This window comes from Moraxella sp. K1664 (assembly GCF_039693965.1).
GTDB lineage: Bacteria > Pseudomonadota > Gammaproteobacteria > Pseudomonadales > Moraxellaceae > Moraxella.
Genome location: NZ_CP155576.1, coordinates 1138887 through 1150971 on the forward strand (window position 1 = coordinate 1138887; position 12085 = coordinate 1150971).

14 protein-coding genes and 1 pseudogene are annotated in these 12085 nt (G+C 43.9%); 11 read left to right on the plus strand and 4 right to left on the minus strand.

Translation table 11 applies throughout. The annotated features are described in order from the left end of the window. Position 1 precedes the first annotated feature (1 nt). The gene (locus AAHK14_RS05905; protein WP_083108333.1) at positions 2-415 is read right to left on the minus strand and encodes an OsmC family protein; all 414 of its coding nucleotides are present in this window, start codon (positions 413-415) and stop codon (positions 2-4) included. Positions 416-742: 327 nt separating this feature from the next. Here AAHK14_RS05905 and AAHK14_RS05910 point away from each other — a divergent pair, with 327 nt between their 5' ends. After that, positions 743-1234 carry an RNA pyrophosphohydrolase gene (locus tag AAHK14_RS05910; RefSeq protein ID WP_062499708.1) on the plus strand — a complete coding sequence of 164 codons (492 nt, stop codon included), beginning with the start codon at positions 743-745 and terminating at the stop codon, positions 1232-1234. Positions 1235-1345: 111 nt separating this feature from the next. Here AAHK14_RS05910 and trxA read toward each other — a convergent pair whose 3' ends face one another. Then, positions 1346-1672 (minus strand): thioredoxin, encoded by a 327-nt coding sequence (gene trxA, locus AAHK14_RS05915; RefSeq protein WP_197035900.1) that lies wholly within the window; start codon positions 1670-1672, stop codon positions 1346-1348. A 223-nt stretch (positions 1673-1895) separates the two neighbouring features. On the opposite strand from trxA, the gene AAHK14_RS05920 reads away from it, so the two are divergent. Further along, positions 1896-2651, plus strand: a complete 756-nt coding sequence (locus AAHK14_RS05920) for an RluA family pseudouridine synthase (protein ID WP_065256212.1) — start codon at positions 1896-1898, stop codon at positions 2649-2651. A 117-nt stretch (positions 2652-2768) separates the two neighbouring features. On the opposite strand, the gene rimI is transcribed toward AAHK14_RS05920, so the two are convergent. Further along, complete coding sequence (gene rimI, locus AAHK14_RS05925; RefSeq protein WP_065256211.1) at positions 2769-3236, minus strand: ribosomal protein S18-alanine N-acetyltransferase; 468 nt, start codon at positions 3234-3236, stop codon at positions 2769-2771. Between the two features lie 83 nt (positions 3237-3319). Here rimI and rnr point away from each other — a divergent pair, with 83 nt between their 5' ends. The 9 genes and pseudogenes from rnr to AAHK14_RS05970 all read left to right on the plus strand — a co-directional run bounded on the left by rnr (position 3320) and on the right by AAHK14_RS05970 (position 11295). Then, positions 3320-5575 (plus strand): ribonuclease R, encoded by a 2256-nt coding sequence (gene rnr, locus AAHK14_RS05930; protein ID WP_065256210.1) that lies wholly within the window; start codon positions 3320-3322, stop codon positions 5573-5575. A 407-nt stretch (positions 5576-5982) separates the two neighbouring features. Next, on the plus strand, positions 5983-6363 hold the full coding sequence (locus AAHK14_RS05935; protein WP_065256209.1) for a roadblock/LC7 domain-containing protein: 381 nt from the start codon (positions 5983-5985) through the stop codon (positions 6361-6363). Positions 6364-6512: 149 nt separating this feature from the next. Continuing rightward, on the plus strand, positions 6513-7568 hold the full coding sequence (bioB, locus tag AAHK14_RS05940) for a biotin synthase BioB (protein WP_065256208.1): 1056 nt from the start codon (positions 6513-6515) through the stop codon (positions 7566-7568). A 143-nt stretch (positions 7569-7711) separates the two neighbouring features. After that, entirely contained in the window at positions 7712-8533 is an 822-nt protein-coding gene (locus AAHK14_RS05945; protein WP_065256207.1) for a transporter substrate-binding domain-containing protein, read from the plus strand. 4 nt (positions 8534-8537) lie between these two features. Then, positions 8538-8969, plus strand: coding sequence for a protoporphyrinogen oxidase HemJ (hemJ, locus tag AAHK14_RS05950; RefSeq protein WP_083108327.1), 432 nt, complete (start codon positions 8538-8540; stop codon positions 8967-8969). Between the two features lie 252 nt (positions 8970-9221). Then, positions 9222-9359: a hypothetical protein gene (locus AAHK14_RS05955; protein ID WP_156065141.1), complete on the plus strand. Its 138-nt coding sequence runs from the start codon at positions 9222-9224 to the stop codon at positions 9357-9359. 51 nt (positions 9360-9410) lie between these two features. After that, positions 9411-9971: pseudogene (locus AAHK14_RS05960) on the plus strand (amidase family protein). Positions 9972-10265: 294 nt separating this feature from the next. Then, entirely contained in the window at positions 10266-10478 is a 213-nt protein-coding gene (locus tag AAHK14_RS05965; protein ID WP_062500928.1) for a hypothetical protein, read from the plus strand. Between the two features lie 334 nt (positions 10479-10812). Continuing rightward, positions 10813-11295, plus strand: a complete 483-nt coding sequence (locus AAHK14_RS05970; protein WP_083108330.1) for a GTP-binding protein — start codon at positions 10813-10815, stop codon at positions 11293-11295. Between the two features lie 224 nt (positions 11296-11519). Here AAHK14_RS05970 and AAHK14_RS05975 read toward each other — a convergent pair whose 3' ends face one another. Continuing rightward, positions 11520-12026: a copper resistance protein NlpE gene (locus AAHK14_RS05975; protein ID WP_227514716.1), complete on the minus strand. Its 507-nt coding sequence runs from the start codon at positions 12024-12026 to the stop codon at positions 11520-11522. Between the last annotated feature and the right edge of the window lie 59 nt (positions 12027-12085).

Genomic DNA, 12085 nt, shown 5'->3' on the forward strand with positions numbered 1-12085 from the left:
CTTATGCAGTCGCCACAATTTCAAAATCATGGGTGATGTTCACCCCGCCATCGGCGAGCATTTTTGACGCTGAGCAGTATTTGTCCGCTGACAGTTCAATGGCTTTGGCGACCTGTGATTCTTTGATGTTCTCGCCCGTTACGATAAAATGCAGATGAATGTCGGTAAACACCGCAGGCACGCTGTCGGCACGGCGAGCGGACACTTCACAGCGAACATCGCTAATGGCTTGGCGGGATTTTTTTAGAATGCTCACCACATCATAACTGGCACAACCGCCCAGCCCCATCAGAATAAGCTCCATCGGTCTTGCCCCAAGCTCTTGGGCTGAGTCGATGATGACTTTATGCCCCGAACCGCTCACGGTCTCAAAATTAATCGCTTCGTTATTTAGCCATGTTACACTGGCACTCATGTCGCTCATGGGATTACCTTTTTTGATAAATTTTAATAAAAATAATGGGGCATTGTAGCACAAAATGACAGGGCGGTAAATTTTTGACCGTTAAAGGTTGGGTTTGATTTTTGTGCATTTTGACAACATTTTGACAAGAATGACAATGATAAATAGGGTAATTTTGCCAACAAACACGCTCAAAATCGGCATTTATTGCCATTATTTACCATTTGCAACATTTTTAAGCAAAATAATGTTACACTTTTTGGCCAAAATTTGGTTTAATAGACAGCAATAATTTGCCAAATTTTGGCGTTCTTTAAATTTATTACATTAAGGTTAGTCATGATTGATTCAGACGGCTTTCGAGCCAATGTCGGTATCATCTTGGCAAATACAGAAGGGCAAGTACTTTGGACAAAACGAATCGGACACGACAGCTGGCAATTTCCACAAGGTGGGATTGACAGGGGTGAAACACCGCTTGATGCGATGTACCGTGAATTGTATGAAGAAGTGGGCTTATGTCCGCACCACGTGGAAGTGCTGGGGGTAACGCATGACTGGCTCCGTTACCGCCTGCCCAAGCGTTATGTGCGACTAGGGCAAGAGCCACTCTGTATCGGGCAAAAACAAAAATGGTTTTTGCTACGCTTAGATGAAAAAAACACCGACTTTATCCGCTTTGACACCGCAACCCCTGAGTTTGACGAATGGGCGTGGGTGAGTTACTGGTATCCTTTGGGACAGGTTGTGCCGTTTAAACGGGGCGTGTACCAAAAGGCATTGTTAGAACTTGCCGAGCGGTTGCCCCTAAAAAAGGGGCTAAGGCTTTGATAAGGCTTTGATATAAGTTAAGCTATAAAAACAAGTCATGATAGTCATGGCTTGTTTTTTATGGGGGTATAAAAAAACCTGCACAGGGCAGGCTTTTGGGTGTGTTTGATATTATAAATGCTTGTTTAGCAATTCAACAAACTCTGACTTAGGACGGCTACCAACCACGGTATCGACTTTCTCGCCATTTTTGAACACGAACAAAGTTGGAATGCTACGAATGCCAAAGCGTGCTGATGTCTCTGGGTTGTCGTCTACATTAACTTTGACGATTTGGAATTTGTCGCCATATTCGGCATCTAGGTCTTCTAGGACAGGGGCAATGGCTTTACATGGACCGCACCACGCCGCCCAAAAGTCCACGAGAACGGGCTTGTCGGCTTGTAGTACGTCTTGGTCGAAGTTGGCATCGGTGGTGTTAATAATGCTCATGGGTATTACCTTTGTAAATAAGTGAATGTGTGTATAATGGGGGTGTCTTGATGACTTTCAAGTGTGTGATGATAAGTCCTATTAATCGGTGGATTAGGGCAAATCAAATCATCGCAATATCCCCAAAACTTCGTGCTATAATAACAAACTTTTTGGCAAATGATGATTAAATTTACAAAAATCATCAATTCGCCCCATTAATCCAAATCATTAAACTATCATAAAACCCATGACCGACCGCCACGACCGCCTATCTGATGACAAAATCTCCCTGATGAACGCCCAAGAGCGTGAGTATGATGATGAATTTTTTAAAAATTTTATCCGCTCAATCACCGTCTATGAAGACGATGACATTTGGGTGGGGGATAAGCCGGCAGGGCTTCTTAGTGTGGACGGACGCACGTTGAAGGTGAGCTTGCAATCACGGCTGCTGCGGGTTTATCCCAATATCAAGCTCATTCACCGCCTTGATATGGATACCTCAGGGCTGATTATTTTTGCCAAAAACGAACACAGCCAAAGCCACATTGCCAAGCAGTTCATTGACCGTATGGTCAGCAAAGAGTATCAAGCGGTGGTGTTTGGCACGGTACTGGCGGACGACAAAAAAGGCGTGATTGACGTGCCCGTCCGCTACGAGCCGACCACTAAGCCCCGTCATATCGTGGACATGAGTTGGAGTAAGCGAGCCTTGACGCATTATGAAGTCATGCACCACGAGCTACGCACCGATAAGGCAGGTAAGGCTCATGCCGTAACTCGTCTGACTCTACGCCCTATCACGGGCAGAAGTCATCAGCTACGAGTTCACTGTGTTCATATCGGTCATGTGATGATTGGCGACCCGATTTATGCCGCCTTACCACAAAAAAGCACCGCCTTGGAGCTTGCCCCGCGTCTCAATCTGCACGCCCACAAACTTCGCCTAAAACACCCCACGCATGGGGCTTGGCTGGATTGGGAAAGTGAAGTGCCGTTTTAAGGTGTTATTAAAAAGGCTTAAATTGGGGTGTGGGGTAATTTATTCATGCTAAAATTGTTGTCATGGGGGTGGATGTGATTTGCCCTTGCATGCCTATCATTTACCCATTTTAAAAATTTACAAATCCCTTTGCAAAATCAGTGCGTCCGTTTGCCCCCAGTCGCCCTTGTAGTACCCAGCTCGCACGTCTATTTGATAAAAGCCATGTCGCTCATACAGACGTATGGCGGACGAGTTGTCGGCTCGCACTTCTAAGAGTATCCGCTCTGCCCCTTTGTCCTTACCTAATTTGACAAAATCGGTCAGCAAACCACCGCCCACGCCCTGCTGTTGATAACGGCTGTCTGTGGCAATGCGTAAAATCTCTGCCGTCTCAAAAACGATTTGATAAATACAATAGCCGAGCATTTCATCATCGTCATCACAAGCGATAAGCACCCCCGCCCCAAACTGCCCCAGCACCGAATGCACCGCCAAGCCGTCCCAAGCGTCATCAAACAGCTCACGCTCCACCCGTGCAATGTCGGACACATAGCCTGATGATTGGGCGGTGTCGGGCGTGGCAAAATTTAAAAAAACTGTCATAAAAGTTACATGATTTCGTGGCTAAATATGTTATGATAACTCAAACATTAAGATTTAACCAAATTTTTTATAAAGAGAAACGCATGAAAAAAACACCAACGTGGAACGACCCCAACGCCACCGATGAAGCCAACAAATATCAAAACCCCATTCCCTCTCGCCTGCTTATCTTACAAACTGTCGCCCAAATGAACAATGACGGCAAACCTGCCACGGCGGAGAGTTTGGGACTGCATTTTGAGATTTTGGGCGATGATGAGCGGTTTTTTGCCCTAACCAACCGCCTAAAAGCCATGCTACGGGACAACCAACTAGAACGCACGGACGGCATTCATTTTAGTATCGCTCCCTTACCTACTACCGTAACGGGCAAGATTTCATCCAATGCCAAGGGCTTTGGCTTTGTCGTGCTTGATGATATGCCCGACCTATTTATCCATGAAAAGCAAATGCGTGTGGTCTTTGACGGCGACACGGTAGAAGCAGTTGCCACCGAGTTTCGTGGCAAGCCTGAGGCCCGTATCCAAACCGTGCTACACCGTGCCAGCACCGAATTTGTGGGCGTGCTTGATAGGGATGATGACGGCTATTTTGTTCAGTTATCAGGGGCGAACGCTCATCAGCCCATTACTCTAAGTGATGATGATGTGTCTTATCATGGGGTAAACGTGGGCGACAGCGTGAAAGTTGCCATCATTGACATGCCCACTTATCAAGAGTACGCCACGGGCAAGATTGGCGAGCTTTTAACCAACTTAAACGACCGTGAGCTTATCATCGAGACGACCTTGCTAAACCACGCCATACCGCATGAGTTTAGCAAAGCCACCCTAGAACAAGCCGACAGCTATGGCGAGCCAACCGAGACAGATTTTAAAGGGCGTGTGGATTTGAAAGATTTGCCACTTATCACGATAGACGGCGAAGATGCACGTGATTTTGATGATGCAGTCTATGCTTGCAAACGCTCTGGCGGTAACTACCGTGTTGTGGTTGCCATCGCTGATGTCAGTCATTATGTAACCCCTCAATCTCCCCTTGATGTGGATGCTTATGAGCGTGGTACGAGTGTGTATTTTCCTCATCGTGTTATCCCCATGCTCCCAGAGGTCTTATCCAATGGCTTGTGTTCGCTAAACCCAAAAGTGGACAGATTGTGTATGGTTGCTGATATCAAGCTGTCTCGGGCAGGCAAGATAACAGGCTATGAGTTTTATCCTGCGGTCATGCATTCACAAGCACGACTCACCTATAATCAGGTAAATGCTTATTTTGACGACCCCACCAATGAAACCCTACCTGATGATTTGGTCAACAATCCTGATGTATGTAAATCGGTAGATACCTTGTATCAGCTTTATCAAATTCTAGATAAAAGACGGGAAGAGCGTGGTGCGATGGCATTTGATACTGCCGAAAGCTACATCGTATTTGGCGAAGACGGCGACATCAAAGACATCAAAAAACGCACACGTGGTGATGCCCATAAGCTCATCGAAGAGATGATGCTCCTTGCCAATACTTGTGGGGCAAATTTTGCCTTAAAGCACAAATTGCCTGCCTTGTATCGCAACCACGACAAGCCCAGCGATGAAAAGTCCGCCAAACTGTCCGAGTACGTCAAATCGTTTGGGCTGTCTTTTCCCACCGAGTCGCCCACCCATGCCGACTATCAGCGTATCATCAAAGCAACCGAAGGGCGAGCGGATACCGAGAGCATTCACTCCATGCTCCTTCGCTCCATGATGCAAGCGAATTACAGTCCTGACAACATCGGGCATTTTGGCTTGGCGTATGATGAGTATAGCCACTTTACCAGCCCCATTCGCCGCTATCCTGACCTCATGCTCCACCGAGCCATTAAGGATAAAGTAACCAATACCAAATCTAAACCCACAATTTACAAAACGCTAGATGACGCAGGCGAGCAGACCTCCAACACCGAACGCCGTGCCGAAGAAGCAAGCCGTCATGTAGAAACATGGCTAAAATGCCACTATATGCAAAGACATTTGGGCGATGAATTTGTGGGGACGATTACCACCGTAACGAGTTTTGGTTTGTTTGTTACGTTAAATGAATTGTTCATTGACGGACTGATTCACATCTCAAACCTATCTGCCCAGTACTATGAGTACAACGAGCGTGAACAAGCCCTAATAGGTGATAAAGGCTCAACCTTTAAATTGGGCGAGGAGCTTAACGTCAAAGTGGCAGGGGTTAATATGGACTTATTGCAAGTGGATTTTGCGTTGATGGAGAAAGTGGGGGGTGAGGAGGTGGTTAAGAGTGCTAAGAACACCAAACTCACCCGAAAAAAGACGGTCAAAAAGTCATGATATGGGCGATGGTTCATCGCCATCACTCAGTCATGATTATTTGAGTGCACCCCTCTATTTATGATTTTAAAAAAGCAAATCGTTCATCAAGGCGGTTTGCTTTTTCTTATCAAGCCTCATTTGTAATTATTAGCAAATCTTAATAATTTTTAAACTATAATTATCAATGGTTTATTGTTCACCTAATTCATTAAAATTTTTATGGATTTATTTAAAAAATGACTTGCATTTGCATTTTATGGGCGTATAATGGCTAAACTTGATAGCGATTAATTAATTTAACAATTGTATTTTGTTTTTTAAATTAATTAAACTATTTTATAATTATTAATAAATTATGGCATTTGTATTTTAGTCTCAATATCGGTTTCTAAAATATCATATGCAACATAGTGGGGTATAAATAAATGCTAGATATCGCCAAATTTAATGAGATTTTAGATGAATTACATGCCAACTCTGCTGAAATTGAAGCCTCAGCCATCATCACCGACGATGGCATGATGATGGCATCACATCTGCCTGTGGCGGTCAACGAAGAACGCATCAGTGCCATGAGTGCTGCCTTACTGTCAGTCAGTGAACGCATGATTGAGACGCTACTTGGCAACAAAAGTGAACGTGTGATTGTGCAAAGTAAAGCAGGCTATGTCATCGTCAGTGCCACGGCCAAGAACTTACTATTGACTGTCATGGCATGCCCAAGTGCCAAATTGGGTATGGTCTTTCATGACATCAACAAAACATCGCAAAGCGTGCAAGAGCTACTAAACGGTCAAATGGCATAAGCAGTACCACACAATCAAAAGACGGCAGATAATGCCGTCTTTTTTGACCATGTCATTTATAAAACCACAAAAAACTTTACAATCATTCACTTATTTTTTAAAATAATCATTTATTCACCGATTAGGTCATCATTGATTGGGGAGAAATCATGTTGCCAGCCAAGCCAATCACTCGTCAGGACATCGCTCATCTGTTTGATTTACCGCTCATGGATTTGCTCATGCAAGCCCAAAGCGTTCATCGCAGGCATTTTAATGCCAACGAGGTACAAATCAGCACGCTACTATCCATCAAAACAGGTAACTGTCCTGAGGATTGTGGCTACTGTTCACAGTCAGGACATCATCGTGATAAAACAGGACTGGTCGCCGAAAAACGCCTTGAAATCCAAAAGGTTCTGGCATCAGCCAAGCGTGCCAAAATGTCAGGCTCATCTCGCTTTTGCATGGGGGCGGCGTGGAAACATCCATCAGCCAAGGATATGCCTTACCTTGTGGAGCTTATCCGTGAGGTCAAAGCGTTAGGCTTGGAGACGTGCATGACGCTCGGCATGCTAAAACCTGACCAAGCCCAGACACTGGCAGAGGCGGGACTTGATTATTATAATCACAACCTTGATACATCTCGTAATTATTATGGTCAAGTAAGTAGCACCCGTTCATATGATGACCGTTTAGAAACCTTAGAATATGTGCGTAATGCAGGCATTAATGTATGCAGCGGCTCAATTGTGGGCATGGGAGAGAGTCGTGATGATAGGATTGATTGGGTGCATGAACTCACCACCATGCCCATACCGCCCCAGTCCATTCCTGTGAACTTACTCGTCCCCATCAAAGGCACACCACTGGGTGATAAGGTGCTACAAGAGGGCAGATTGTCCGTCATTGAATGGATACGTACGATTGCGGTAACTCGCATTTGTTGTCCAACAAGCTACGTACGCCTGTCAGCGGGACGTGAGAGTCTTACCGACGGCGAACAGGCATTGGCATTTATGGCAGGGGCAAATTCGTTTTTTTATGGAGATAAGCTTTTGACCACAACCAATCAATCGCAAGCTAATGATGATAGGCTCATGGCGATGCTTGGGCTTATCGCTCAAAAACCTACCCCCAAACCCAAAATCATCAATGCCATGACAGGCAGGGCAGAGTGTGATGAATGTGATGATTTGCCACAGGGTTGTCCGCCATCAGTATGATGGCAGTAGAGTGAGGGCATGGATTTGATAATAAATAAAAATTTATTATTTTGTAATTACAATAAAAAACAATTATTATCGTGTAAAATTCTTAAAGATTTGTTAAAATACGTGTCCACATCTATCAGCAACTTGGATTTACCATGAAAAAAATAACACTTTCTTTTGCCTTATGTGCAGGATTATTTGGATGCACAGACAAACCCACCGAAACGCCTGTCTCAACAGAAAGTCAGCCTACAACCACCAGCGAACAAATACCGAGCAATCTACCCAGTGATGCGCCCGTGGTCAGAGTTGTTACATCGGGCGTTTTACCACCTTTGACTTTTTTAGATGAAAAAGGCACTTTAACTGGTATAGATGTGGATATCATACATGCCATTGGTGAAAATCAAGGCTTTAAGGTGGAATTACACAAAGAGGTGTTTGTTGATATGTTGCCAGGCTTAGAATCAGGCAAATATCAAGCGGTGATTAGCGGTCTGTCCCCATCTCCTGAACGCATTGCTAAATTTAATCCTACCAATGCTTACTTACAAAACCCATCTGTCATCATGCACCAACCTAATCTTACAGTGACAGACGTTGCAAGCCTAAAACCCTTGCGTGTGGCGACCATGAAAGACACCACACAAGAGAAGATGATTAATGAACTTGCTCCTGCTTCACACGAAGCGGTAGAAACTGTCTTTCAGCTATATCAAGGATTGATTCAACAAAAGTATGATGCTGTATTACAAGACAAATATTTTTTAGAACACATTGCCGCCAATTATCCTGACTATCAGATGAACGTGGTAGAATATGACAAGACCCCTAATGCAGCCGATATTGTCATCTATACCCAAAAAGGCGACCAAGAATTATTAGATAAGATTAACGCAGGCATTGATAACCTACAACAGTCAGGTGAGATTGACAGAATCATCTCAAAGTATCTGACTGTACCTACTGCCAACTAATCCAATTGCCGTGTTTTTATACATCAAAGCCCTACACATCATCGCCATGGTGTGTTGGTTTGCAGGGATTTTTTATTTGCCACGGCTGTTTGTTTATCATGCCATGAGTGAAGATAAAATCAGCCAAGAGCGATTTGCCATCATGGAACGTAAGCTCTATCGTGGCATCATGAATCCATCCATGATGGTAACATGGTTGTTAGGGCTGTCAATGGTTATCATGAATTGGCAGGTCTATAAAACCCAAGGTTGGTTACATGCCAAAATCACGCTTGTTATTTTACTTACCGTGTATCACATTGCTTGTGGTCGTTTTCGTATTCGTCTTATTGACAACCCCAAGCTAAAAACGCATGTCTACTGGCGGTGGTTCAATGAAATTCCTGTATTTATTCTGATTGCGGTGGTGATTTTGGTGGTGGTAAAACCATTTTAATAAAACAAAAGCGATCATGAGTAACATGTTAAAAACATAATAAATCTCTTTCCAAACTAAAAATAAACCCTTATAAGTATTGGGGTTGAAGTTTTTAAAAATCCATAAAAATCAGGGTTTGGAAAGAAGTCTAATGTTATAATATTGTCATTTGCTGATACCAGAATGTAAGAAACTACCACCAAATGATAACTTGACCACCCATTAAAATAAGTGTACACTGGTTTTGTATTCACCTACCATCAGCTAGCCATGATTACCACTGCCCTTGACCTTGTCCGTACTTACGTCACAGGCGACATCTGTCCTATTAAGGCATTAGATACACTGTATGAGCATATCGATGACACCCCCAATGCGTTCATCAGTCTGACCAAAAAGCTTGCCTAGACCCAAGCCCAGTCCGACAAAGTCCGTTGGTAACAGGACAATCCCTTATCCATATTTGATGGTGTGCCCATCGCCTACAAAGACTTATTTGACATCAAGCACGCCATCACGACCGCAGGGGCAAAGCTCAGAGCAGATGCCCCTGCCACACAGGACGCCCATGTTGTCTCAACCTTGCACCACATGGACTTGACTTGTGTGGGCAAGACCAAACTGTCCGAATTTGCCTATTCAGGATTGGGGCTAAACCCCCATTTTGGCACCCCGACCAATGTCACTAGCCCTGACCACATGGCGGGAGACTTATCATCAGGGTGAGCAACGGTGGTCGGGCGTGGCATTGTCCCACTTGCCATGGGGGCGGACATCGCAGGCTCGATTTGTATCCCTGCCAGTTTTAATGGCTTGGTGGGATTTCGTACCATTCGTCAGTGTTATGATAAACAAGGCGTATTTCCCCTAGCTGGCTCACTAGACACCTTAGCTCCTATCGCTCATCAGAGCAATCGCACTACAAAATTTTACATAAAATTGATTAAAAATCAAGCAAATTTAGCATTTATAGTTACACTCTGCAAAATGAAAAAGTGCCACGCTTTCCACTCATGGTGAGCCTGTCAAACCATAAAAGAAACCGAATTTTTGACAAGCTTAGGGCGAATGATTTGTGTAGTAAAATTTAGGGCGTGCCTGCCCTTTATAACACTATTTACAATATAGGAATATTTTAGAAATAAACTAATCGTTTTTGCATGAAAAATGGCTAAATCTTGTGGCTCGAAGTCAAAAACTTGTTTGATAGAACGACTATCAAACTTCACTTTTTCCTTGAAAAACGTGCGATTTTTCGTGATTTTCATTGCAAATACAAAAGGCAGGCACGCCCTATAGTCAGCACCCCGACACATGGATGAAGCCTTTGGTGCGTGGACAAGAGGGAATTTGATTCAGATTCTTGTCAACTGGCATTCGGACGATTTGCCCCTGATGATGTTCATCAAAAAATCGCCAAACTCACACGCCTTTGTAAGGTGTGAGCTTGACAAGATGGTGCTTAGAGTGCATATGTTTTGTCAACATTGTGGCATGGCGAGAATGCTCCATGTGTGGACTTATTGAAGAAAAAAGCGACTGGACGGCAAGCCTGTCTGATTTGCTATCTCGCCAATAACGTTATCGCAGGCTAAAACTCATCAATGCCCTTGCCAGGTCTTAGTGCATACAGATTTTTGATGCCATGGCGTGAATTATTTGGTGCAAACCCCAGCAGGCAAGCAACTCATGACAAATGGATTGAGTGAGTTGTGGGGTCAAATTCACACGCTGACAGGCAGTTCTATTGATGTGTTAGATGAGCATTTTTTAAATGCTTTGGAAGCATGTTCATGAACAAAATCCCCATTCACGTGGCTACAGGGTTTTGAGCAGTGGCAAAACCACCTTTATCTAGCAAATCCTAAAAAGCGATAAAAATGCTAAAACTTTGGTGTTCATCAATGAGTTTGGCGAAGTGGGGCTAGATGACTTGTTGGTCAAGCCTATCAATGACAACACTTACCTGCTGTCATCAGACTGTATGTGTTGTACTATGCTAACCGACCTTAAAGATGCTTTGCTGTCTTTGCTTGATTTGGATAAAGAGGATCTTGTCTTTGATAAAATACTCATCGAGACCATAGGGTTTGCCAATCCTGTATCTATCTTATCTACTCTGACCCAAGACATGCATCTAAAAGGGCGATTTGCCCTACACGGCATGACCAACGCCATTGATGCTCAACACGCCCGTGCCCAAGCGACCACTGCCCCAAAGCATCTGTTGGCGTACATGTGGCATGATGATATCTCTCGGTTCGTTATGATAGTACGCGGGCTTCATCTGGCAGATATTGAGCGTTTGGCAAAGACGGTATTACATTATCTGAGCAAGACATGATTAATACGCTTATATCAAGTATGTCAAGCTCTCATTTTGACCCAATCACAGCCATTTTGTAAACAGTAAAATGGCAAGTTGGGATGAGCCAAAACAGTGCCTAAATACAAAAACGCCCCAGTTGGGGCGAAATTTGCTGATATTTTTGTTTGGGTTTTGCCCATCATTTGCTAAAATTCAAAGATGGGCAGACATGAGATATGATTAAAAATCAGACTGTCAAATCAAGATACCAAATTTAAGGTGTGAGTCGGAGCAGGTTCTTCACCATTTTCTACATCACGAAATTCTATGGTGTCTTTATCCATATAAATCAAATAAGGAGGTATGTCAGATTGACCCTCTGGATGTAGCAATACATATCTGTTATCCAAACCATTGATGTCATAAGTTCCTTTGGTTGTTATTTGACCATCAGGCTTATCTAGGTATTCTTGTTCCATCACAAATGTGCCATCAGCATTTAGCGTCAAATTGGTCTGAATGCCTGGACAATCAGCACAAGGCAACATGCCAGAATAAGCAGATTGAGGCAACACACCCACGCCATCGGTAACAGTTACCTCAGGTTGTTGGCTTTCATCAATTGTAGGCTGTTCAACGGTTTGAGTGCTGACCTCTTCTTGGACGGTACTGCTTTGAGTTGCACTGTTGTCTGCGTTGTTACAAGCGGTCAGTGACAACATTGCCAACATGGTAATTGCGATGGATGACTTTGCTTTCATATTCATATCAAAAATCTCTTAAAAATTTAGGGTATGCCCCCTTTCGCTTTAACACAATATGACGC